General features: G+C 68.0%; 20 protein-coding genes and 1 riboswitch. Of the genes, 6 read left to right on the top strand and 14 right to left on the bottom strand.

Going from position 1 to position 23,264, the window contains the following annotated elements; translation table 11 throughout:
- Positions 1 to 55: 55 nt before the first annotated feature.
- From AZC_RS09410 to AZC_RS09425, 4 genes are all read right to left on the bottom strand, one after another.
- Positions 56 to 490, bottom strand: coding sequence for an HIT family protein (locus AZC_RS09410; protein WP_012170343.1), 435 nt, complete (start codon positions 488 to 490; stop codon positions 56 to 58).
- A 164-nt stretch (positions 491 to 654) separates the two neighbouring features.
- Positions 655 to 1,497: a transglutaminase family protein gene (locus AZC_RS09415; protein WP_012170344.1), complete on the bottom strand. Its 843-nt coding sequence runs from the start codon at positions 1,495 to 1,497 to the stop codon at positions 655 to 657.
- 101 nt (positions 1,498 to 1,598) lie between these two features.
- Complete coding sequence (locus AZC_RS09420; RefSeq protein ID WP_012170345.1) at positions 1,599 to 2,549, bottom strand: alpha-E domain-containing protein; 951 nt, start codon at positions 2,547 to 2,549, stop codon at positions 1,599 to 1,601.
- Between the two features lie 103 nt (positions 2,550 to 2,652).
- Complete coding sequence (locus AZC_RS09425) at positions 2,653 to 4,068, bottom strand: circularly permuted type 2 ATP-grasp protein (protein WP_012170346.1); 1,416 nt, start codon at positions 4,066 to 4,068, stop codon at positions 2,653 to 2,655.
- A gap of 162 nt (positions 4,069 to 4,230) precedes the next feature.
- On the opposite strand from AZC_RS09425, the gene AZC_RS09430 reads away from it, so the two are divergent.
- The 3 genes from AZC_RS09430 (at position 4,231) to AZC_RS09440 (ending at position 8,025) form a co-directional block, all read left to right on the top strand.
- Positions 4,231 to 4,980: a competence/damage-inducible protein A gene (locus AZC_RS09430; RefSeq protein ID WP_012170347.1), complete on the top strand. Its 750-nt coding sequence runs from the start codon at positions 4,231 to 4,233 to the stop codon at positions 4,978 to 4,980.
- A gap of 128 nt (positions 4,981 to 5,108) precedes the next feature.
- Positions 5,109 to 7,409 carry a xanthine dehydrogenase family protein molybdopterin-binding subunit gene (locus AZC_RS09435; RefSeq protein WP_043879141.1) on the top strand — a complete coding sequence of 767 codons (2,301 nt, stop codon included), beginning with the start codon at positions 5,109 to 5,111 and terminating at the stop codon, positions 7,407 to 7,409.
- A 187-nt stretch (positions 7,410 to 7,596) separates the two neighbouring features.
- Positions 7,597 to 8,025, top strand: coding sequence for a c-type cytochrome (locus tag AZC_RS09440; protein WP_081433957.1), 429 nt, complete (start codon positions 7,597 to 7,599; stop codon positions 8,023 to 8,025).
- Between the two features lie 62 nt (positions 8,026 to 8,087).
- On the opposite strand, the gene AZC_RS09445 is transcribed toward AZC_RS09440, so the two are convergent.
- Complete coding sequence (locus AZC_RS09445) at positions 8,088 to 8,753, bottom strand: cytochrome b/b6 domain-containing protein (protein ID WP_043879142.1); 666 nt, start codon at positions 8,751 to 8,753, stop codon at positions 8,088 to 8,090.
- Between the two features lie 251 nt (positions 8,754 to 9,004).
- Between AZC_RS09445 and AZC_RS09450 the strand changes: the two genes are divergently transcribed.
- Complete coding sequence (locus AZC_RS09450) at positions 9,005 to 9,847, top strand: universal stress protein (RefSeq protein ID WP_012170351.1); 843 nt, start codon at positions 9,005 to 9,007, stop codon at positions 9,845 to 9,847.
- Here AZC_RS09450 and AZC_RS09455 read toward each other — a convergent pair.
- Both AZC_RS09455 and AZC_RS09460 read right to left on the bottom strand, forming a co-directional pair.
- Complete coding sequence (locus tag AZC_RS09455; protein WP_081433958.1) at positions 9,841 to 12,390, bottom strand: cation-translocating P-type ATPase; 2,550 nt, start codon at positions 12,388 to 12,390, stop codon at positions 9,841 to 9,843. The two genes, AZC_RS09450 and AZC_RS09455, sit on opposite strands and share 7 nt — an antisense overlap.
- A gap of 109 nt (positions 12,391 to 12,499) precedes the next feature.
- On the bottom strand, positions 12,500 to 12,736 hold the full coding sequence (locus AZC_RS09460) for an Lrp/AsnC ligand binding domain-containing protein (RefSeq protein WP_043879143.1): 237 nt from the start codon (positions 12,734 to 12,736) through the stop codon (positions 12,500 to 12,502).
- A 220-nt stretch (positions 12,737 to 12,956) separates the two neighbouring features.
- Positions 12,957 to 13,062, top strand: a riboswitch (TPP riboswitch).
- A gap of 39 nt (positions 13,063 to 13,101) precedes the next feature.
- Between AZC_RS09460 and thiD the strand changes: the two genes are divergently transcribed.
- Positions 13,102 to 13,926 (top strand): bifunctional hydroxymethylpyrimidine kinase/phosphomethylpyrimidine kinase, encoded by an 825-nt coding sequence (thiD, locus tag AZC_RS09465; RefSeq protein WP_012170354.1) that lies wholly within the window; start codon positions 13,102 to 13,104, stop codon positions 13,924 to 13,926.
- 81 nt (positions 13,927 to 14,007) lie between these two features.
- Entirely contained in the window at positions 14,008 to 14,631 is a 624-nt protein-coding gene (locus AZC_RS09470; RefSeq protein WP_043879144.1) for a helix-turn-helix domain-containing protein, read from the top strand.
- Positions 14,632 to 14,685: 54 nt separating this feature from the next.
- Here AZC_RS09470 and AZC_RS09475 read toward each other — a convergent pair whose 3' ends face one another.
- The 7 genes from AZC_RS09475 to rfbC all read right to left on the bottom strand — a co-directional run bounded on the left by AZC_RS09475 (position 14,686) and on the right by rfbC (position 23,145).
- A complete protein-coding gene (locus tag AZC_RS09475) occupies positions 14,686 to 17,382 on the bottom strand; it encodes a sulfite reductase flavoprotein subunit alpha (RefSeq protein ID WP_043879145.1) in 2,697 nt (898 codons plus the stop codon).
- A gap of 267 nt (positions 17,383 to 17,649) precedes the next feature.
- Complete coding sequence (locus tag AZC_RS09480; RefSeq protein WP_043880197.1) at positions 17,650 to 18,423, bottom strand: ferredoxin--NADP reductase; 774 nt, start codon at positions 18,421 to 18,423, stop codon at positions 17,650 to 17,652.
- 141 nt (positions 18,424 to 18,564) lie between these two features.
- Positions 18,565 to 19,608 (bottom strand): D-glycero-alpha-D-manno-heptose-1,7-bisphosphate 7-phosphatase, encoded by a 1,044-nt coding sequence (locus AZC_RS25475; protein WP_012170358.1) that lies wholly within the window; start codon positions 19,606 to 19,608, stop codon positions 18,565 to 18,567.
- A gap of 148 nt (positions 19,609 to 19,756) precedes the next feature.
- Positions 19,757 to 20,632, bottom strand: coding sequence for a glucose-1-phosphate thymidylyltransferase RfbA (gene rfbA, locus AZC_RS09490; protein WP_012170359.1), 876 nt, complete (start codon positions 20,630 to 20,632; stop codon positions 19,757 to 19,759).
- On the bottom strand, positions 20,629 to 21,522 hold the full coding sequence (gene rfbD, locus AZC_RS09495; protein ID WP_012170360.1) for a dTDP-4-dehydrorhamnose reductase: 894 nt from the start codon (positions 21,520 to 21,522) through the stop codon (positions 20,629 to 20,631). Before rfbD ends, rfbA begins: the two co-directional genes overlap by 4 nt.
- Positions 21,522 to 22,577, bottom strand: coding sequence for a dTDP-glucose 4,6-dehydratase (gene rfbB / locus AZC_RS09500; RefSeq protein WP_043880200.1), 1,056 nt, complete (start codon positions 22,575 to 22,577; stop codon positions 21,522 to 21,524). The genes rfbD and rfbB overlap by 1 nt, the downstream gene beginning before the upstream one ends.
- A gap of 10 nt (positions 22,578 to 22,587) precedes the next feature.
- Positions 22,588 to 23,145, bottom strand: a complete 558-nt coding sequence (rfbC, locus tag AZC_RS09505) for a dTDP-4-dehydrorhamnose 3,5-epimerase (protein WP_012170362.1) — start codon at positions 23,143 to 23,145, stop codon at positions 22,588 to 22,590.
- Positions 23,146 to 23,264: the final 119 nt, after the last annotated feature.

Below are 23,264 nucleotides of genomic sequence, written 5' to 3' on the forward strand. Positions count from 1 at the left end.
CCCACGGTGGGAAGGCCCCTTCCGTGCGGCGCAGCATAAGCCTGGCCGTAGGGGCTCAGCCGGCGAGGGCGGCCTTGAGCCGGGCCGCGTGGTCGGCCAGCACGTCATTGTTCTCCATTTCGTTGGCGGGCGGCTTCATGGCGACGCCGGCGACGCGCGGGATCACATGCACGTGCAAATGGAAGACCACCTGCCCGCCAGCTTCCTCGCTGAACTGCTGGAGGGTGATGCCGTCGGCCTTGAACACGCCCTTGGCGGCTCTGGCCACCTTCTGCGCCACCTTGTGCACATAGGCGAGATCCTCGGGATCGATGTCGAGGATGTTGCGGGCGGGGGCCTTCGGGATGACGAGGGCATGGCCCGGCGCGCGCGGCATGATGTCGAGGAAGACGAGCGCCCGGTCGTCCTCATAGACCTTGTGGGCCGGCAGCTCGCCACGCAGGATCTTGGCAAAGACGTTGTTGGGATCGTAGGCGGGCGTCTCGCTCATGGTCTGTCCTCCGGGGACGGTCCCAGCGGGCCACGTCCCTTGCTCTTGTCATGGAAAGCGGCCGGCCGGACTGCGGCGCCCGCATCGGGAGATGCGCATCGCAGGCGCGGGCGGGCGGGTCAAGGTGCGCCCGCGCCGCGCCGGATCATGCTGCCGTTGCCGGGCTATTGCTGGCGCTGTTTCTGGCTTTGCTTGGCGGGCGAAGCCGGGCGTGCCTTCTGCAAGGCGTCGCAGGCCACCGCCTTGTTCTGCGCGCTGATGCCGGTGGAGAGCATGGGCGCGACGCCGTGGGAATCGAGCCCGGCGGCGAGGCGCACATAGGATTCCGTCGGGCAGAGGTTGGCGCCGCAGTCGAAGCCGACCCAGCCGATGCCGGGCACATGGGCTTCCGCCCATTCGCGGTAGGCCGCGGAGGCATCGTCCTGCGCCGCATAGCCGGAGACCTGCCGCGCCGGGATGCGCAGGGCGCGGGCCGCGCTCAGGAATAGGTGGCTCAGCTCCGCCGAGGTGCCGGTCCCGGCCGCCAGCACCTTGGCGGCGGGAAGGGCGGTGGTCTCCGCGTCGGCGGCGGCCTCGGGGAAGCGCTCGTGCAGGCCCACCATGAGAGCATGCAGCCGCGCCAGCGGCTCCTTCGCCTCGGCGGCGATCTCCGCCGCCAGCGCGTGGATGGCCTCGTCCGGCTCGGTGAGCATGGTCTGGCGCAGGAACAGGGACGGCGGAAAGCGCTCGGCGCTGCCGGCAACGATGCCCGTGGTGTCCTGCGCGTCCACCTCCCCCTCGGCGACCACCGTCATGGCCTCCACCGTGCCTTCGGCGGAAAAGCTATGGACCAGATTGCCGAAGGCATCCTCCTCCGCCATCAGCCGGGCGTCCGGCGTGACATCGAGCGTCCATCGCAGGATGTGCTGGCCCACATGGCTGCGCGGCGTCAGCCGCAACGTGGCAATGGCCTGCCGGGCTGCCGGCTCGAACCGATGCGTGATCTCATGGCGCACGCGCACCCGCATTCCTGCTCCCCCTCGCTCCGGCCGCGCCTTTCGTGCGGTCCGAATCCCAAGACCTCTGTATCCGGCGGGTATCCCATGCCCCTGGCCGGAGATCCGGCCCGTCAGGTCAGGTACTGCTCGGTGATCTCGTTGCCCAGTTTATAGTTGTCGACGATGAAATCGCTGATGAATTCGTGCAGTCCCGCCTGAAAGATGTCCTCGATGGAATGGTTTGACAGCTTGGCGAGCGTAGCACGGGCGAGGCGCTGGGCCGGGCCCTGCCGGCCATAGGCGCCGGCGATGTCGTCGAGGCTGCGTGACAGGTTGTCGTAGCAGGCGGCGAGCGAGCGCGGCATCTGGCGGTTCAGGATCAGCAGATCCGCCACCAGCCACGGCTTCACGCTGTCGCGATAGACCCAGTGGAAGGCGGTCAGCGCCGAGACAGAGCGCAGGATCGAGGCCCACTGGAAGTAATCGAGCGGCCCGCCGACGTGCTCCTTCTCGGGCAGCAGCACGTGGTACTTCACGTCGAGGATGCGCGCGGTGTTGTCCGCCCGCTCCACATGGGCGCCGACACGGGAGAACCAGTAGGCGTCGTTGCGCAGCATGGTGCGGAAGGTGGCGCCGTCGAAGCGCAGGGACGTCTCCTTCACGAAGGCGAGGAAACGCGCCAACTCTTCCCTGGTCATCGCCTTGTCGGGGAAGGCCCGCAGCTCGATCCAGGCCGAATTGATCACGTCCCACATCTCGGAGGTCAGCGCGGTGCGCACCGAGCGCGCATTGGTGCGGGCGACCTCGAAGGAATTGCGGATGGACGAGGGATTGGCGGGATCGAAGGCGAGGAAGGAGACTACATTCTCCTCGGTCGCATTCTCCAGCGGTCCATGGCGGGCAATGAAGCCGTCCGTGCAGCCGGCGGTCAGCACGGCCGAACTCCACTCATTGGTGGAGCCGCCGTAGGTCACCGGCGTATGGGACAAGCGCTGGGCCACGTCGAGGATGCGCGCGAGGCAGTCGGCGCGTTCCACATAGCGGCTCAGCCAGTAGAGGTTGTCGGCAGTACGGGAGAGCATGACCAGCCCATCTCACAGGAAGAAGGCGTGCGGCGCCAGAGGTGCCGCGGCGTTGTGACGGTTGCGTCCGCAGGACGGGACATGCGGACGCGCCCACCGGTCCTCAGGTATCCAGCACCCAGGTGTCCTTGGTGCCGCCGCCCTGGCTGGAGTTCACCACCAGCGAACCCTCCTTCATGGCAACGCGGGTGAGGCCGCCGGGCACGATGCGCACCTTGTCCGAGCCGGACAGGATGAAGGGCCGCAGGTCCACGTGGCGCGGGGCGATGCCCTGATCCACCAGCGTCGGGCAGGTGGAGAGCGCCAGTGTGGGCTGGGCGATGAAATTGGAGGGATCGGCCTTCAGCTTGGCGCGGAAGGCTTCGATCTGCGCCTTGTCCGACTTCGGCCCCACCAGCATGCCGTAGCCGCCGGACCCGTGGACTTCCTTCACCACCAGCTCTTCGAGGTGCTCCAGCACATACTTCAGGTGATCCGCCTCGCGGCAACGCCATGTCGGCACGTTTGCGAGCAACGGTTCTTCCCCGAGATAGAATTTGATGATCTCGGGCATGTAGCTGTAGACGGCCTTGTCGTCCGCGACGCCGGTGCCCACCGCATTGGTGAGGGTGACGTTGCCGGCCTTGTAGGCGCTCATCAGCCCCGGCACGCCGAGCACACTGTCGGGCCGGAAGGCGAGAGGATCGAGGAAGTCGTCGTCGAGGCGGCGGTAGATCACGTCCACGCGCTTCGGCCCCTCGGTCGTGCGCATGTAGACGATGCTGTCCTTCACGAAGAGGTCGCGCCCCTCCACCAGATCGACGCCCAGCTTGTCGGCGAGGAAGGAGTGCTCGTAATAGGCCGAATTGTAGATGCCGGGAGTGAGGATCACCACGTTCGGCTCGTGCGCGCCGTTGGGCGAGAGCGAGCGCAGGGTGGCGAGGAGATCGTCGGCATAATTCTCCACCGGCGCCACGCGATGGAGCGAGAACAGTTCCGGGAACAGCCGCAGCATGATCTCCCGGTTCTCCAGCATGTAGGAGACGCCGGAAGGCGTGCGCGCATTGTCCTCGAGCACGTAGAAGGTGTCGGGATCGGTGCGCACGATGTCGATGCCGGCGATGTGCACGTAGAGATCATGCGGCACCGGCTGGCCGTTCATCTCCGGCCGGAAGGCGGGGTTCTGATAGACGAGATCCTCCGGCACGATGCCGGCGCGCAGCACCTCGCGCTTGGAATAGACGTCCTTGATGTAGAGGTTGAGCGCCTTGACCCGCTGCTCAAGGCCGCGCGCGAGCCGCGTCCACTCGTCATTGGTGATGATGCGCGGAACGATGTCGAAGGGAATCAGGCGTTCCTGGGCGTTCTGCTCGCCATAGACCGCGAACGTGATGCCGATTCGGCGGAAGATGAATTCCGCTTCCTTGCGCCGATGGTCCAGCACGTCGTGCGGAACGTTGGACAACCAACGGTTTAGCGTTTCATAGGCTTTACGAACGCTGCCGTCGTCACTGGACATCTCGTCGAACGCACGCGCCATCGGGACTGCCACTCCGCTTCGTTTCAGCCTATGTACAAACATCGTGCCAAGGAAGGGCTAACGCGCCAGCGCCATCCTTATTCCAGCGCAATGATGAAACGTGTGACTAATATTTAGGCTGCAGCGGGCGGTATGGCCGTGCTGCGGGCAGGAGAGCGGACCATGACGGAGGCACTCGGCACGCGAACGATCACCGCAGCGGTGCTGGTGATTGGCGACGAGATCCTTTCGGGGCGGACGAAGGACAAGAATGTCGGCCATATCGCGGAGCGTCTGACCGAGATCGGCGTCGATCTGCGCGAAGTGCGGGTTGTGCCCGATGTGGAGGAAGAGATCGTCGCGGCGCTCAACGGGCTGCGCCATCGCTATACTTACGTCTTCACCACCGGCGGCATCGGCCCGACCCATGACGACATCACCGCCGACAGCGTGGCGAAAGCGTTCGGCGTCTCCATCGATGTCGATCCCCGTGCCCGCGCGATGCTTCTCGAATACATTGCCGAGAAAGATCTCAATGAAGCCCGCCTGCGCATGGCGCGCATTCCGGCCGGCGCCGATCTCATCGTCAACGAGGTGTCCAAGGCGCCAGGCTTCAAGATCGGCAATGTCATCGTGATGGCCGGCGTGCCGCGCATCATGCACGCCATGCTGGAGGCGGTGCTGCCGACCCTCGACACCGGACCGAAGATGCTGTCGGAAACCATCCTGGCCAACGCCAAGGAGGGCGACATCGCCGGCCCGCTGCGGGAGATCGCCGAGCGCTTCCCCGGTGTGTCCATCGGCTCCTATCCCTTCCTGTCGGAGACGGGCCCCAACACCAATCTCGTGGTGCGGTCGCGCGATCCCGAGCTGCTGGCCAAGGCCGCCAGAGAGGTGGCCGACATGGTGGCGGCGCGTCAGCCGGCGGCCTGATACCGCAAGGCATGCCGGAGGTTCATGGGCTTCCGGCCCGCCATGCGGCGGCGCATCATCGCGCCTGCGCATGGGCGTGCTACCGATGAGCATGCTACCCATGGGCGGCAGAAACGGTGGAGGTGCGGATGAAGTTCGGCGTCGGTCAGCCCCACACGCGCGTCGAGGACGCGGCCCTGCTCTCCGGTGCCGGCCGCTATGTGGGCGATGCTGCCGCCCGTGCGCAGGCCTACGCCGCTTTCGTGGTCCGCTCCCCCCACGCCCATGCGCGTTTCTCCTTCCCCGATCTCGGGGCGGCGCGCGTGCTGCCGGGGGTGAAGCTCGTCCTGACCGCCGAGGACATTGCCGAGTTCGGCTCCATGCCCGTGGCGGCCACCATCACCGTCACCGGTGAGGACCGGCTCTGGATCCCGCCCCATCCGGCGCTGGCGGACGGCATTGCCCGCCACGTGGGCGATCCGGTCGCTGTCATCGTGGCCGAGACGCTGGACATGGCGCGGGATGCGGCCGAGGCGATGGAGATCGACTGGGAGTCGCTTCCCGCCGTCGCCGAGCTTGCCGCAGCCGCCGAGGACGAGGCACCGCTTGTCTGGACGGAGCGGCCCGGCAACATCGCCTTCACTTCGGAATTCGGAGACGCGGCGGCCGCCGACACCGCCTTCGCCGGCGCGGCGCATGTGGCGCGGCTGCGGCTCGTCAACAATCGCATCGTCACCAATTACATGGAGACGCGGGGCGTCTTGGCGGAGGTGGAGGAGACGGGACGCATCCGTCTCACCCTCGGCAGCCAGGGCAGCCACCTGCTGCGCAATGCCATCGCCGACAAGGTGCTGAAGTGGGACCGCGAGGACCTGCGCGTGGTCACGCCGGACGTTGGCGGTGGCTTCGGCACCAAGATGTTCCCCTTCAGCGAATATCCGCTCATCGCCTTTGCCGCCCGCGTTCTGGGCCATGCGGTGGCGTGGATCGGCGACCGCAGCGAGCATTTCCTCGCCGACAGCCAGGGCCGCGACAACATCACCGACGTGGCGCTGGCGCTCGACGCCGATGGCCACTTCATCGGCCTTGAGGTCGATACGATTGCCAATATGGGCGCCTACCTCTCCTATTACGGCCCGTTCGTGCCGTGGGGCGGCGCCTCCATGCTGCCCGGCGTCTATCGCATCGGCGCCTTCCATGCGCGGGTGCGCGGCGTCTATTCCCATTCGGCCCCGGTGGATGCCTATCGCGGGGCGGGCCGTCCCGAGGCGGCCTATGTGATCGAGCGCATCGTGGATGCGGCCGCGCGCGAGACGGGCATCCCGCCCGAGGAACTGCGCCGGCGCAACTTCATCCACCCCGAGGAGATGCCGTTCCGCACGAAGACGGGGCGGCTCTATGACAGCGGCGAGTTCGATGGCCACATGACCCGTGCGCTGGAAGTGGCCGACCATGCCGGCTTTTCGGAACGGGCGGAACGCTCGGCGGCGGCCGGCAAGATGCGCGGCTTCGGCTTTGCCTGCTACATTGAGGCCTGCGGCGGGGGCACGGCCGAGCCGGCCTTCCTCACGCTCGGCACGGATGGCGGCGTTACCGTGAAGATCGGCAGCCAGTCGAGCGGGCAGGGCCATCAGACGGCCTATGCCCAGCTCGTCGCCTCCGAGCTGCAACTGCCGCTCGAACAGGTACGGGTGCTCCAGGGCGACACCGACGATCTGCCGGCCGGTTCCGGCACAGGCGGCTCGCGCTCCATCCCCATCGGCGGCGCGGCCGTGAAGGGCGCGGCGCGGCACATGGCCGAGAAGCTCAAATCCCTCGGGGCCGAGGCGCTGGAGGCGGATGCGGCGGACCTCGAATTCCTTGATGGCGCCCTCGTGGTGGCAGGCACCGACCGGCGCCTGACGCTGGCCGAACTCGCCAACCATCCGGCGGCGACCGCCGAACATCTGTCGGCGACCGACGCCTTCTCGGCCTCCGAGGCCACCTATCCCAACGGCACCCATGCCTGCGAGGTGGAGATCGATCCCGACACCGGCTCCGTCGAGATCCTGCGCTATGTGGTGGTGGACGATTTCGGCGTGACGCTGAACCCGCTGCTGCTGGCCGGACAGGTGCACGGCGGCATCGTGCAGGGGGTGGGGCAGGCGTTGCACGAACGCACCGTCTATGACGAGGACGGCCAGCTCCTCACCGCCAGCTTCATGGACTATGCCTTGCCGCGCGCAGCGGACCTGCCGGACATCCATTTCGAGACCCGCAACGTGCCCTGCCGCACCAATCCGCTGGGTGTGAAGGGCGCGGGCGAGGCGGGCGCCATCGGCTCGTGCCCGGCAGTCATGAACGCAGTGGTGGACGCGCTGGCGCGGGGCTGCGGCGTGACGCACATCGACATGCCGGCGACGCCGCTTGCGGTGTTCGACGCCATTACGAGCGTACAGCCGGCAACCTGACGCAACGTTCCCGGTTTCCTGGAAGAAACGTACCGGCGGACGGGAAAGGCAAAATAACCTGCAACTCTTCCGGGATGATCTGTGTCTTTACCATCACGCTTTCGAGAGTCGTCGCGAAGGCGGATGGTGACTGTCATGTGAGCAGTCTAGAACCAGTCTGGTTCCAATCGACTCGCAGGAGTTGTCGATGCGCATTGCGGTGCTTGCCGCCCTTCTCGTCCCCCTCGCCGCGACGGTGGTTGTCGCCCAGACCGATCCGATCGCCCAGCGCAAGGCCGTCATGAAGGAGATCGGCGAACAGACCAAGGCCGCCGGTGCCATCGTGAAGGGCGAGGCGCCCTACGATGCGGCCAAGGCCGCCGCCATCTTCAAGACCTATTCGGAAGGCGCGGACAAGTTCGGCGCGCTGTTCCCCGCGGGCTCCGACAAGGGCGACACCAAGGCCGCTCCGGCCATCTGGTCCGACCGCGCCGGGTTCGACGCCGCGCTCGCCAAGTTCAAGGCGGCGGTGGCGGCCAATATCGACAAGGTCGGCACCGCCGACGGCTTCAAGACCGCCATGGCGGCCGTCGGCCCCGAGTGCCGCGCCTGCCACCAGAGCTACCAGCAGCGCTGAGCGCATTCACCGGTCAGGGCAATCGGGCCGCGCCTTCGGGTGCGGCCCTTTTCGTTTGGGCCTCAGCCGAGGGTCGAGATGAACCAGGCGATGCCCGCCGCCACCGCGAACAGGACGACCGCGAGCCCGGCATTGGCCATGCGCGGCGCGGGCATGCTCTCCGGCAGGCGCTTCCAGCCCGTCACCATGGGCCGGACCAGATCGTGGCGCTTCACCAGCGCATAGGCCATCACGGCCAGGACGTGCAGGATCACCGCGATCAGGATCAGGTTGAAATTGAGCTCGTGTAGGCCCGTGAGACGGTCGCTCATGGCGGAGCCCACATATTTGGCGAGCGGGCCTTCCGAGAAGACCTGATCGTTCGAGAACAGGCCCGTGCCCACCTGGATGAGCAGCAGCGCCAGCAGGACCAGCACCATCCAGCCGCCGGCGGCGTTGTGGCCGATCTCGGTGTCCGGCTCGCGGCGGGTGAAGTGGGCGAGGTGCTGGATGGCCTTCAGCGGGTTCTGGAGGAAGCGCGAGAAGCGCGCCGTGTCGCTGCCCACGAATCCCCAGGCCAGACGGAACAGCAGCAAAGCGATGATCGCGTAGCCGGCGCGGAAGTGCCAGTCGATCAGGCCGAACTCGGCCGTCAGATAGGCGGCGGCGATCAGCAGGACCAGCGACCAGTGGAACAGGCGCGTGGGCGCGTCCCAGACCGTGACCTTGCGCAGCGGCGTGCTCGACATCAGAACCCCTCTCGTTTCGAGACCGTCTCTTGCGTATCCCTCTCGCGCCGCCAAGCGACAAAAGCGTGAATTTCACGGCCTTTGGCGCGCGCACGTCGAAATGATCGGCGGCCGGCATCGCCCTTGTCCCATATCAAGGGAGGCGACGTTACGTCATCTAGAGTGCGGTCGATACCACGGCGCGGAAAGCGGAACCGTGGGTCCATCGATCCGGCTCCCAGGTCGAGGCAAATCCCGAGCGGAGGCGCGCCATGCTCTACAATCTCAAGAACATTTTCACCGCCCTGTGCTGCTCCACCGAGGAGACGGAAACCTCCAGCGCGCTGGCCTATGCCCTGTCGCTGGCGCAGGAGGCGGGCGCGCGGCTGACCGTCCAGGCGTCGGCGCAGAAGCTGTCGCTCCCTCACACCCGCGTCAGTTCCACCATCGGCGGCCTCGTGGCGGCGGAGAACGAGCGTCTGGCGCAACTCGCCGGAAAGCTCGCGGACGATGCCCGCGCCGCCGCTGAGCTCGGCGGCGTGGCGGTGCGCACCGAAGTGCCCCTGCTGCCGCACCTCGAACTGGTGGAGCGCTTCGTGGCCGAGGCCCGTGTCCATGACCTGACCGTCGTGGATGCGGAGAGCAGCGCCCTGTCGCCGGACCGCGCCCTCATCGAGGCGGCGCTGTTCCAGTCCGGCCGCCCGCTGCTGATCGTGCCGGAGGGCCACCCCGTGTTCCGCGGCCGCCGTATCCTCGTGGCCTGGGATGGCAGCGCGCGGGTGGCGCGGGCGGTCAACGAGGCCTTGCCGCTGCTGCGGGCCGCCGCCATGGTGGAGGTCCTCTCCATCATCGGCGAGAAGGATCTGTCCAAGGCCGTCCCCGGCGCGGGCATCGCCCCCCACCTCTCCGCCCATGGCGTCACCTTCGAACTGAAGGAGATCGCTGCGCCGGATGGCGATGCGGGCGAGGCGTTGCGCCTGCACGCGGTGGCGAGTGGCGCCGATCTGATCGTGATGGGCGCCTATGCCCATTCCTGGCTGCGGCAGATCACTTTCGGAGGCGTCACGCAGTCGCTGCTGCGCGCCGCCCCGCTGCCGCTGTTCCTGTCCTACTGAGGAGCCGGCCCCAGGCGGCGGACGATGCCCGTCCAGCCGCCTGCGAGCGCCGCAACGGCAAGCACCAGCAGGCACTGGCCGGCCGTCGGCCGCACGAGGCGGAAGATGTCCGTCAGCGTGGGGACCAGCAGGATCGCCGCGAGGACGCCGGCCGCCACGGTGCCGATGATCCAGAACGCGGCCCGCCGAAGATCGAAGAATGCGGTGTCGGCCTCCGCCGATTCGGCGAAGGCGAGCACGAGATTTCCCAGCAGCAGCGCGCAGAAGGCGAGGGTGCGGGCTTCGCGTTCCGGGTGGCCGGCGTAGGACGACCACAGATAAAGTCCCAGCACCGCCGCCAGCAGCACCCCGCCCTGAAGACAGCCGAAGGCGATCTGCCGCAGGCCGAACAGCGTTTCTGAGGCGGGACGCGGCGGGCGTTCCATGGCGTGTCGCTCGCTGGGCTCGCTTTCGAAGACGAGGGCCGAGAGCGGGTCCACCACCAGTTCCAGCAGCACCACATGCACCGGATAGAGCAGGGGCGGCAGCCCCAGCAGCACCGGCAGCAGGGCGAGGCCGGCGATAGGGATGTGGATGGCGGTTACGTAAGTGAGCGCCTTGCGCAGGTTGGCGAAGATGCGCCGCCCGAGCCGGATCCCGGACAGGATCGAGACGAAGCGATCGTCCAGCAGCACGAGGTCCGCCGCCTCGCGCGCGACATCGGTGCCGCGCTGGCCCATGGCGATGCCGATATGGGCGGCCTCCAATGCGGGCGCATCGTTGACCCCGTCTCCGGTCATCGCCACCACCGCCCCACCGGCCTTCAATGCTTCGATGATGGCGAGCTTCTGTTCGGGCATGATGCGGGCGAACACGTGCACGCCCTGCACCCGCTGCGGGAGGGCGTCTTGCGGGAGCGCGGCAAGTTCAGGGCCGGTCAGGACGCCTGCCGCACTTTCGATCCCGGCCTGCCGGGCAATGGCGAGCGCGGTTGTGGGATAATCGCCGGTGATCATCACCACCGAGATGCCGGCGCGGCGGGCCTCCGCAATGGCGCCGGGAACATCCGGACGCACCGGATCCGCGAAGGCGATCAGGCCGCCAAAGGCGAAGGGCCGGTCCTCGGGCGCCTCCGAAGCGTCCTGTGCCGCCCGGCTCGCCACCGCCAGCACCCGCAGCCCCTGCGCCGCCAGGCCGGAGACGTCGCGGTCGAGATCGGCGTGCTCGCCCGGGGTGAGCCCGCACAGACGTGCGATCGCCTCCGGCGCGCCCTTGGCGGCGAACAGGAGCCCGTCCGGCAGATGCCAGAGCTGGAGGAAAGCGAGACGGTCAGGCTGCAAGGGAAAGGTGGACAGGAGCGCCAGCGTCTCGCTTTCCGGCGCCGGCACCGCCGCATGCACAGCGCGGTCCATGGGATCGACGGGCTGGGGGGCGCTGGCAAGGCGTGCAAGGCGCAGCAGATCGCCCGCCGCGCTGGCAGGCGGGCCTGCGGGCGCGACCGGGACCGTTCGCCCGGCGACCTGCGCCGCGACGAGCGCCATGCGGTTCTCCGTCAGCGTCCCGGTCTTGTCGGTGCACAGGATGGTTGCGGCCCCCAGCGTCTCGATGACCGCGCTCCGCCGCACCAGCACCTTCTGCCGGGCCAGCCGGAAGGCCCCGAGCGCGAGGAAGATGGCGAGCACCATCGGGAATTCCTCGGGAACCAGCGCGATGGAGAGCGTGATGCCGGCAAGCGCACCCTCGATCCAGTCGTGCCGCAGCAGGCCGTAGACCAGCGTGACGAGACCACAGAAGCCGATGGCGAGGAGGCCGAGCTTGCCGATGAGGCGGCTCATGGTCTGCTGGAGCGGCGTGGCTGCGGTCTCGATGGTGGCGAGGGAGGCGCCGATGCGCCCGAGACGGGTGTCTGCTCCGGTGCGCACCACCTGCACCACGCCCTGTCCGCGGACGTTGAGGGTGCCGGCGAAGATGGCGCAACTGTCCTCGCCGCCCGGCACGCGGCTGAGCGCCTCGGCCATGCCGTCTGGGGCGACACGCTTTATGACGGGCACGGATTCCCCCGTGAGGGCGGATTCGTCCACGGTGAGGGCATCGCCAGCCACCACGGCCCCGTCGGCCGGCACGCGGTCGCCTTCGCCGATCAGCAGAAGGTCTCCGGGCACGATCTCGCGGGCCGGGATCCGCAGGTGGTCGCCGTCGCGGAGGACGCGTGCCACCGGCTCGGCCAGCGCCCGGAGCGCAGTGAGGGCGCGTTCGCTGCGGGCTTCCTGGAGGACCACGAGGCCGATGGAGACCAGCGCACCGGCGCTGAGAAGCAGGCCCTCGCCGATGTCGCCGAGGAGGAGATAAAGCCCCGCGGCGAGCAGCAGCAGCAGGAAGAGCGGCTCGCGCAGGGTTCCGCCGATGATAGCGGCGAAGGAACGCGTCCGGCTCTGCTGGAGCGCATTCGGCCCGTGGCGCACGAGACGCTGGCGCGCCTCCTCGGCGGACAGTCCGGTCGGCGGAGTGGCGGCGGGGGGAGGCTGCGGCACGGAGGCAGCGGGAGAACGGGTGGCGAGCGGCATCGGGGACCTGTCTGGTCTCGGCACCGTCACCCTTGCCCTCGGGCGCACCGGGCGCCTTGATCCGACGCAACGCATGATGACGCTGCGTCGGAAGGCGGATCGGGACTGCTCAGAACGCCTTGAAGGTGATGATGGTGCGGGTGTCCTGGATGCCCGGCAGCTTCTGCACCTTCTCGTTCACGAAGTGCCCGATGTCGGTGGCGTCGGGCACGTAGAACTTCACCAGCAGGTCGAAATCCCCGGCGGTGGAATAGATCTCCGAGGCGATCTCGGCATCGGCGAGGGCGTTCGCCACTTCATAGGACTTGCCGAGCTGGCACTTGATCTGAACGAAGAAAGGGGTCACCGCGAACTCCTCAGGGCATTTCAGGCGAAGCGGCGCGCGTGAAGAAAATGCAGCCGGCCATGGGCGGGAGCCTTGCCGCGATTCGCCTGACGGCGGAAAGCCCCGCGCGCCAGCGGGCTCCGTCCGGCGCCGGCACACGTTGGACAAAAGCCTCGCCCCTGACAAGGGACAGCCGCCGCCGCCCACCTTGAAGCGGCGGGGGGCGGCGGCTACATCTCCTTCCATCTCGTCGGGGTGCCGTCCGTCACGGGCGGCTGAGAGGCCAACGCCAACCCGCGAACCTGATCCGGATCATGCCGGCGGAGGGAACCGAGACTGCGGCGCGCTTGCGTCCGCGCTCCCCGTCCGTGGAAGCGAGGCGCCAGATGAGCCAGAAGTCTCCCCCCATCGCCGTGACCATCGCCGGCTCGGATTCCAGCGGCGGCGCCGGCATCCAGGCGGACCTCAAGACCTTCTCCGCCCTCGGCGTCTATGGGGCGAGCGTCATCACCGCGCTGACCGCGCAGAATACGCTCGGTGTCACCGCCATCCACGACGCGCCGCCCGATTTCATCACCGCCCAGATGGACGCCGTCTTCTCCGACCTGAAGGTCGCGGCGGTGAAGATCGGCATGCTCTCGCGCCCCGCCACCATCGCGGCGGTGGCGGACGCGCTTGAACGGCTCGGGGCGCGCAACATCGTGCTCGATCCGGTGATGGTCGCCGCCTCCGGTGCCCGCCTGCTGGAAGACGCGGCCATCGCCACCCTCAAGGCGCGCCTGCTGCCGCTCGCCGACGTGGTGACCCCCAATCTGCCGGAAGCGGCCGCTCTGCTGGACGTGCCGGTCGCAGCGGACGAGGCCGCCATGCGGGCGCAGGGCGAGGCTCTGCTGGCGCTGGGCGCCAAGGCGGTGCTCATGAAGGGCGGCCATGGCGAGGGCGCGGAAAGCGTCGATCTTCTGGTGACGCGCGACGCCGTTCTGCGCCTGCCGGCGCCGCGCCACGCCACGCGCAACACCCATGGCACCGGCTGCACCCTCTCCTCGGCCATTGCCTCGGGCCTCGCGCGCGGGCTGACGCTCGCCGAGGCCGTGCGGGCGGCCAAGACCTATATCACCGGTGCCATTGCCGCCGCCGATCAACTGGAGGTGGGGCAGGGGCATGGTCCCGTCCACCACTTCCATGCCCTGTGGGGGCAGGCGGGGCTCTGAGGGCCGCTTTTGCTTGCTCCGTGCCGCTCCTTGCCGCTATCGTCCGAGGAAACGGACAAGTGTTCGGTAAAAGGGAGCGTCATGGCGCAGCGCGAGAAACCCCCGGAGCGGGGCAGCGGATTGGAACCGGGCGCCCATGCGATCACGGGCCAGCTTGGCAAGACCATCCAGCGGCTGCGGAAGGCCTATAATCTCTCGCTGTCGGACCTCGCCGAACAGTCGGGCGTGGCCAAGTCCATCATCAGCCAGATCGAGCGCAACGAGACCAATCCGACGCTCGCCACCGTCTGGCGCCTGTCGCAGGCGCTGGATGTGACGGTGGAGCGGGTTTTGGCCTCCTCCGACGAGGCGCCCTTCGTCGAGAAGCTGACCCGCGCCGACACGCCCATGCTCCAGTCGGAGGACGGCCTGTGCCGCCTCGCCATCATCGGCTGGATCAAGACGGTGGAGTGGCTGCAATATTACGACTTCCACGCAGAGCCTGGCGGCGTCCTCGATTCCGAGGGGCATCAGCTCGGGTCCATCGAGTGCCTCTCCGTGCTGGAGGGCGAGCTTGAGGTGGAAGTGGGCGGCGTGATCGAGACCGCCAAGGCCGGTGAGACGCTGCGCTATCGCTGCGACCGCCAGCACGTCATCCGCAATGTCGGCGGCGGGCACGCCCATGCGCTGATGGTCTGCCTGCTCAAGGCAGCTGTGCTCGACTGAGCGGCCCGATGGCGGCGCGGGCGCCGCCATCGCGTTCTTCCGGGTCCATTCGGATCAGTACACGTCCCGCCGGTAACGGCCGTCCTGCGCGATGGCTTCCAGCGCATCGGCCCCGAGGATGTCGGTCAGCGCCTGATGCACCGCCGGCGCCATCCCCTTGAGGCTCCCGCAGACATAGATGGCCGCGCCCTCGGCGACCCACGCCTTCACGCGGTCGGCCTCGCGCTTCAGCACATCCTGCACGTAGAGCTTCTCCGCATCGCGCGAGAAGGCGGTGTCGAGCCGCTCCAGCGCGCCGGAGGCGGTCCAGCCGGCCAGTTCCTCGCGGAAATAGAAGTCCTTGTCCGCATTGCGCTCGCCGAAGATCAGCCAGTTGCGGTCCTGCCCCGCGTGAATGCGAGCCTTCAGCAGGCTGCGCAGGCCGGCAAGACCGGTGCCGTTGCCGATGAGGATCAGTGGGCGCCCGTCCGACGGGGCATGGAAGCCGGAGTTCGGACGGATGCGCAGGGCCACCGTGCCGCCGATGGGTGCGTGGACCGTGAGCCAGCCGGAGCCGAGGCCATAGCCCTCCGGCGTGCGCGCCTGCCGCACGACGAGTTCCAGCCGTCCGTCCTGCGGGATGGAGGCGATGGAATATTCGCGGTGCGGCAACGGCTTCAGCCGCTCGGCGAAGTCCTGCGTCTGCCAGCCCGCGGCCTCCGCGGGAGCGGGCAGGTGGCGGCGGGCGAGGACCTGCCGCAGTTCCCCGTGGCTCTCCGCCACCGCAAGCTCCGCCGGCGCCGCCTTCTCCCAGTCGGCGAAGAAGGCATCGAGCGTGGCGGGTGCGTTCTCCGGCCCCACCTCCGCGACGTCGCCGGCACTCCAGTCGAGATCGGCGCCGTCGGCAGGCTCCAGCACCACATGGAAGGTGGGCAGGCCGACGCTGCCGGGATTGAGTTCCCGCCGCGAGACGAGGCGCCAGCTGCGATAGGCCGGCGCGGTCCAGTCCGCCTCTATGGAGGTTCCCGTCAGCGCGCCGAGTTCGGCCTGCCAGTGGCGCAGCGCGGCCGCGTCCTCATGGTCCGCCTCGACGCGGTCGAACAGCGGCGTGGCGCCGCTGGTGCGCAGCCAGGCATCGAGATCGCGGCCGAAGCCGCAGAAATGGGCATAGCTGCGTTCGCCCAGCGCCAGCACACCGTATGTGATCCCCGCCAGCGCTGCCGGCCCAGCCTGCATCAGCTTGGCGAAGGGGCGGGCGCTGTCCGGCGCCTCGCCCTCGCCGAAGGTGGACACCACGAACAGCACCTGCCGCGCGGCGACCAGATCCTGCGGCCGCAGCGTGCCAAGGGGAGTGACCCGCACCGGGCGGCCGGCGGCCTTCAGGAGGCCGGCGCTCTGCCACGCGAGGCGCTCGGCGGTGCCGCTCTGGCTGGCGAAGGCGATGAGGACGGGCGCGGCATCGGAGGTGACGCCGTCCGAAAGGGCCGCCGCCTGCCGGGCGACCTCCTTCTTCTTGCGGCGCCGGTCGAGATAGAGGAGCCAGCCGGTGATGGTGAACAGCGGCATCAGCAGGCTGGCGATCATCATCAGGATGAGGCCCGGCATGCCGAAGAAGCTGCCGGCGTGAAGGGGAAAGATGCTGCCCGCCAGCTTCAGGTTCAGCGGCAGGTCGGAATAGCGCTTGTGCTCGCGCACCTTGCCGCTCGCATCCAGCACGAGGGTGTTGCTGGCCCGCTCATGGTCCGCATTGAGCGGGATGTATTGGATGCTCAGGCTGGCGCCCTGCACCGGCAGGCGAAGCGAGGCCTGCGTGAAGCCGCCGCTTTCCTTCACGAACACCGGCCACAGCGTCGCGAGGTCCGCGCGTCCGCCGGCCTGTCCGCCTTGACCGCCCGCGCCTCCGGGGCCGCGCTGTCCGCGCTCTCCGCCGGGCTGGCCATTCTGTCCGCGCGCGCCCGCTTCGCCGGCCGGTGGCGTTCCGGTCTGGCCGGCCTGCGGTGGCGCACCCTGCGCGCCATTCGCCGCCTGCTGGCCTTGGCCCTGCTGGCCCTGAGCCTGCTGCGGCGGGGCGCCGCCGGGTCCACGCTGGGCCGGCCGCGGGGCGCCGAGCACGTCGTAATAGGCGTTCCGATACCAGTCGTACGACCACGTGAGGCCGGTGAGCGCCGCCAGGAGATAGAAGGGCAGAACCCAGGTGCCGACGATGGAATGCAGTTCCCAGAACAGGGAGCGGCCGCGCCGGCTGAAATCGATGAAGACCCACGTCTTCAGCGAGGCCCAGTTGCGCGGCCAGCGCAGATAGAGGCCGCTGAGCGCGAAGAAGATGAGGATGGCGGTGGAGGCCCCGACGATCTGCTTGCCCACCTCGCCCGCCGCCAGCCAACGGTGGATGAACATGATGGTGAACATGGCATCCTCGCCCCGCGGCCGGGGCAGGAGCTTGCCGTCATAGGGGTTCACATAGAGGAATTCGCCGCGCCGCTCTCCGGGCGGGGGCGCGAACATCACGCGGGCGGAGCGCTCGGGATCGCCGTAGACGGTGAGGCTCGTGACCGTCTTGTCCGGGGCCTGCGCCCGGATGCGCTGAATGAGCGCGTCCGGGGCGAGCGGCGCCGTTTCGGCCTTGCCGACGGTGAGGATGCCGGGGTTCAGAGCGACGAGGATCTCTCTCTCGAAGGAGAGCATGCCGCCGGTCACGCCCACCACCGCCAGCACGATGCCGGCCGTGATGCCGAAGAACCAATGCAGCTGAAACAGAACCCACTTCACCATCGGCGTCACGCCCCTCGACCTTGCGTGACTTGAACCCTGCCGTAACGGGAATCCTGCGGTGCCGGCGCAAAAAAGAATGCAGCGGCAGAAGGGATGCGGCGACGTGCTCAAGAACACCGCACAGGCATAGCAACGGGGAAAACACAGCTCAACGAGCCGGCCGATCAATGGAATAGTTATAAGTAAAAACAGGAGCGCCGCGCCCGGTAAAATCTCCGGCGCGGCGCTTTCCTTTTCGAGCCATCCTGTCTGCCGACGGATGCGGGGTCAGCGCTCCACGAACGCCTTCTCGATCACGTATTCCGCCGGGCTCGACTGGCTGCCCTCGTTGAAGCCGCGCGCTTCGAGCTGCTCCACCACATCCTTCAGCATCTGTGGGCTGCCGCAGAGCATCAGGCGGTCCTCGGCCGGGTTCAGGACGGGCACACCGATGTCCGTGAACAGCTTGCCGCTCTCGATGAGGGCCGTGATGCGCCCCTGGTTGCGGAAGGGCTCGCGGGTCACGGTGGGGTAGTAGATCAGCTTCTCGCGGACCTGCTCGCCGATATATTCGTCGTTCGGCAGGTCCTTGGTCAGGAAGTCGTCATAGGCGAGTTCCGCCACCGTGCGGCAGCCGTGGATGAGGATGATCTGCTCGAAGCGCTCGTAGGCGTCCGGATCCTTCACCACGGACAGAAACGGGGCGAGGCCCGTTCCGGTGGAGAGCAGATAGAGCCGCTTGCCGGGGGTGAGATTGTCCTGGATCAGCGTGCCCGTAGCCTTGCGGCCGACGAGGATCTTGTCGCCGGGCTTGAGATGCTGGAGGCGGGAGGTGAGGGGGCCGTTCTGCACCTTGATGGAGAAGAACTGGAGGTCCTCCTCATAATTGGCGCTGGCCAGAGAATAGGCCCGCAGCAGCGGCTTGCCCTCCACCATCAGGCCGATCATCACGAACTGGCCGTTGAGGAAGCGGAAGCCCGGATCGCGGGTGGTGGTGAAGGTGAAGAGGTTGTCCGTCCAGTGGTGGACGCTCTTGACCGTCTCTTCGTTGAGATTGCTCATGAAACCCACTCGAACTGAAAGCCGGCCGGCGCGGGGCCGGTCTCCGTCTGGCGCACACCCAATCACGGCCGTGCACTGTGAAAGCATTGCTTTCACTCTATAGCACGTATTTCCCGCGCTGCACTGCGGCGGCGCGTCTTTTTAACCGCTGCAAGGAGCGCCGGTCAGATGCGACGCCACCAGGGCATCCAGATCGCCGCCCGTGAAGAGGAGGCCGCGCACACCCGCTGCCGCTCCGGCAGCGATATCGCTGTCCTTGTCGCCCACCATGAGGCTGATCTCGCGCACTGTGGGCCAGTGCGCCATGAGGTCGATCAACATGCCCGGCTCGGGTTTGCGCCAGCCGGTGGCGATGCGATAGCGCGGCTCCTCCGCCTCCGGATGGTCGGCGGCATAGCGGATGTCGTCCAGATGGGCGCCATGGGCGCGCAGCATCTCCTGGAGTGCCGCATTGCAGGCAATGGCATCGGCCTCCGCATAATAGCCGCGCCCGATGCCGGACTGGTTGGTGACGAGAAAGACGTTCCAGCCGAGATCGTTGGCCCGCTTCACCGCCTGCGCCGCGCCGGGCAACAGGACGAGCCGGGCGGGGTCGCTCACATAGCCATAGTCCTCGTTCAACGTGCCGTCGCGGTCGAGGAAGAGGGCGGGGCGCTCCGGACGCGCTGGGGTCGCCGGACGGCTGTCGCAGACGGCATCTGCCGGCAGCCGGAGACGGCCGACACCGTAGACGGTGCCGAGACGGGCCAATACATCTCGTGGCGCATCCGCACCGGAGAGCGCGGGCAGGAGGTCGCGGTCGAGGCCCGCGAGGCCTGCCGGCGCCGCGCCGTCGGTCCCCGCCACGATGGCTTGGGCGGGCGTTGCGAACAGATCGAGCCAGTTGGCCTGGATCACGCGGCCGGGATCGACCAAGAGGAAGCGGCGATCGAGCGGCAAAGCGGAGAGACCGCTCAGCCTGTCGAGCGCGTGGACGGCGATCCGCGCCAGATGGGGCAGGGGCGGCAGGGCCGCGATGATCGCATGGGCCCGTCCGGCGTGGTCCGGCGGCACAGGCACCAGAAGGCGGGTGAAGCCGAAGCGGGCGGCGTCGGTGAGGGCGCGGGCGAGACCCGCGGCGTCCTCCCGGGCAAAGCCCCATGGGATCACCGCCTGCGTTGGCGGGGAAAACGCTCCGTCGCCCATGGCTCAGGCGCCCGGCTGCCGCGCCTGCGGCGATAGGAACGGTTCGCGGAGGATCGGGCCCACGGGCGGCTTCTTTCATGCTGCCCCGGCGAAGGCCGCCGGGGGTGATCGTTGGGGTGCGGGCCGCGCCCGAGCCGGGCAGGCTCCGTCAGAGGAGGGCGCCGGAGGCGAGCTTGCCGAGATACTGGCCGTAGGTGGACTTCGCCTGCTCCTGCGCGAGCTTGGCCAGTTGCTCGCGGCTGATGAAGCCGGAGCGGAAGGCGATTTCCTCGGGCGAGGAAATACGCAGGCCCTGACGCTGCTCGAGGATCTGCACGAACTGTGCGGCTTCCACCAGCGAGGCCGGCGTGCCGGTGTCGAGCCAGGCAAAGCCCCGGCCCATGATGCTCACATTGAGCTCGCCGAGGTCGAGATAGGCCTTGTTCACGTCGGTGATCTCGATCTCGCCCCGCGGCGAGGGCGCGAGATTGGCGGCGATGTCCACGACGCGGTTGTCGTAGAAATAAAGGCCGGTCACCGCGAGGTTGGACTTGGGCTTCAGCGGCTTCTCTTCGAGGGAGAGCACCTTGCCGGTCTCGTCCATCTCGACGACGCCGTAGCGCTCGGGATCGGTCACGGGATAGCCGAAGACGGTCGCGCCGGTCTCGCGCGCCTGCGCGGTCTTGAGCAATTCCGGCAGGCCGTGGCCGAAGAACAGGTTGTCGCCCAGCACCAGCGCCACCCGGTCATTGCCGACGAACTCGCGGCCGACGATGAAGGCGTCCGCGAGACCGCGCGGAGAGGGCTGCACCGCATAGGAAATGTTCAGGCCGAACTGGCTGCCGTCCTTCAGCAGCTTCTGGAACAGCTCGCTGTCATGTGGCGTGGTGATGATCAGGATGTCCCGGATGCCCGCCATCATCAGGGTGCACAGGGGGTAATAGATCATCGGCTTGTCGTAGACCGGCAGCAGCTGCTTGGACACGACGAGCGTGATGGGGTGGAGACGGGTGCCGGAACCTCCGGCGAGTATGATGCCTTTCACGATGCCTCCACGGGGCTCTTGGCGAGCAGCGTGTCCACCACCTCGACCGTGCGCTGCTGCCAGGGCGCGGCGCGGAAGTGGAATGTCCGCTCGAACAGGCTGGAATCAAGTTCGGAATTGGCCGGCCGTCGGGCCGGGGTGGGATACTCGGCGGTGGTGATGGCCGCCACCTCCGGCCTGCGGCCGGTGTAGGTCGCCGCCCGGTCGATGATCGCCTGCGCGAAGCCGTGCCACGTGGTGACGCCCGTGCCGCCCAGATGATAGGTGCCCCAGCGGGCACTTCCCGCCACGGCGGGCGCTGCCGCCGCGAGGATGCCCTCGGCGATGTCGCGGGTGGCGGTCGGGCAGCCGCGCTGGTCGGCGACGATGGTCAGCCGGTCCCGGTCCTTGGCGAGCCGCAGCATTGTCTTGAGGAAATTGTTGCCGTAGATGCCATAGACCCAGGCGGTGCGCAGGATGAGGTGCTTCTCGCCGGCGGCGCGGATGGCCGCCTCGCCCGCCGCCTTGGTGCGCCCGTAGACGCCGAGCGGCGCGAGCGGATCGCTCTCCACATAGGCGCCGGTCTTGGTGCCGTCGAAGACGTAATCCGTCGAGACGTGGATCAGCGGCACGCCCGCGCTGGCGCAGCGCTCGGCGATGAGGCCGGGCGCCACCGCATTCACCTTCGCGGCGAGATCCGGCTCGCTCTCGGCCTTGTCCACGGCCGTATAGGCGGCGGCATTCACCACCACGTCCGGCTTATGCGCCTCCAGCGCCTTTGCCACCGCCACCGGATCGGTGATGTCTGTGGCGGCGCGGTTGAGCGCCGCGAGCGCAAGGCCCCGCTCGACCGCAAGAGCCGTGAGTTCCCGGCCGAGCTGACCGTCAGCGCCGAGCAGGAGGACGCGCATCAGGAGGCGAGCCCCAGACGCTGGCCGGCATAGCGGTTGCGCAGCGGCTCCCACCAGGCGCGGTTGTCGAGATACCAGTGCACCGTCTTGCGCAGGCCGGTCTCGAAGGTCTCGCGCGCCTTCCAGCCGAGCTCGGTGGTGAGCTTGGTGGCATCGATGGCATAGCGCGCATCATGCCCCGGCCGATCGGTCACGAAGGTGATGAGGTTTTCGCGCGGGCCGATCTTCGCGTCGGGGCGGATCTCGTCGAGGATGGCGCAGATGGTGCGCACCACGTCGATGTTCCGGCGCTCGTTGAGGCCGCCCACATTGTAGCTCTCGCCCGGCGTGCCGGTGGCGGCAATCAGGGCGAGGGCCTCCGCATGGTCTTCCACATAGAGCCAGTCGCGGATGTTCTCGCCGGTGCCGTAGACGGGCAGCTTGAGGCCGTCGAGCGCGTTGAGGATGGTGAGCGGGATCAGCTTCTCGGGGAAATGGTACGGCCCGTAATTGTTCGAGCAGTTCGACATCACCGTGGGCAGGCCGTAGGTGTGGTGCCAGGCCCGCACCAGATGATCGGACGCCGCCTTGGAGGCGGAATAGGGCGAATTGGGCTGATACGGCGTGTCCTCGCGGAACAGGCCCTCGGCCCCGAGGCTTCCGAACACCTCGTCGGTGGAGATGTGGTGGAAGCGGAAGCCCTCCTGCGCGGCGCTGCCGAGCGTGCGCCAGTAGCGCAGCGCCTCCTGCAGCATCACGTAAGTGCCGTTGATGTTGGTGGTGATGAAGGCGCCCGGCCCGTCGATGGAGCGGTCCACATGGGACTCGGCGGCGAGGTGCATCACCGTGTCCGGCTTGAAGCCCTCCAGCGCACCGCGCACCGCCTCGGCATCGCAGATGTCGGCCTGTACGAACTGATAGTTGGGATGATCCGCGACCGGGCCGACGGAGGCGAGATTGCCCGCATAGGTCAGCTTGTCGAAGTTGAGGACCGTGGCGCCGGTGGCGACGAGATGGCGCACCACGGCCGATCCGATGAAGCCGGCGCCGCCGGTGACGAGAACACGCTTGGCCATGTTGTCCACCTCAGGCGTAGATGAAGGGGCTGTCGAGATCCTTGAAACGCGGCAGGATCTCGTCCTTCTCGGAGACGAGCGCGTTCGACACGGGCCAGTCGATGGCCAGATCCGGGTCGTTCCAGATGATCCCGCCCTCGCTCGCCTTGGAATAGGCGCCGTCCACCTTGTAGAGCACGCGCACGTCGGGGGTCAGCGTGCAGAAGGCGTGGGCGAAGCCGTGCGGGATGAGGATCTGCTCGCCCTTTTCCGCTGTCAGCGTCGCGCCGACCCATTTGCCGTAGGTGGGCGAGCCCTTCCGGATGTCCACCGCCACGTCATAGATGGCACCCGACACCACGCGCACGAGCTTGGCCTGGGAGAAGGGCGGGGCCTGGAAATGCAGGCCGCGGATGATGCCGGGGACGGTGGAGAGCGACTCGTTGTCCTGGATAAAGACGTGGTTCAGACCGGCAGCGTCGAGCGCGGACTTCTTGTAGGTCTCGCTGAAATACCCACGGGGATCTGCGAAGCGGGGCGGGGTGATAAGCACGACCTCGGGAATGTCGAGGCGGGTGATCGAAGTCATGTGGTCCAGCGTCTCCGCCAAATCGAGGACGACGGGTCAAGCCCGGCGCGGTTTGTCGATTACGGCCGTGTTTAGCGTCAAGCCGTCCATCTGTCTAAGCGATGTCGGGCAGGGGGCCT

The sequence above is a fragment of the Azorhizobium caulinodans ORS 571 genome (assembly GCF_000010525.1).
In the GTDB taxonomy this organism is placed as follows: Bacteria; Pseudomonadota; Alphaproteobacteria; order Rhizobiales; family Xanthobacteraceae; genus Azorhizobium; species Azorhizobium caulinodans.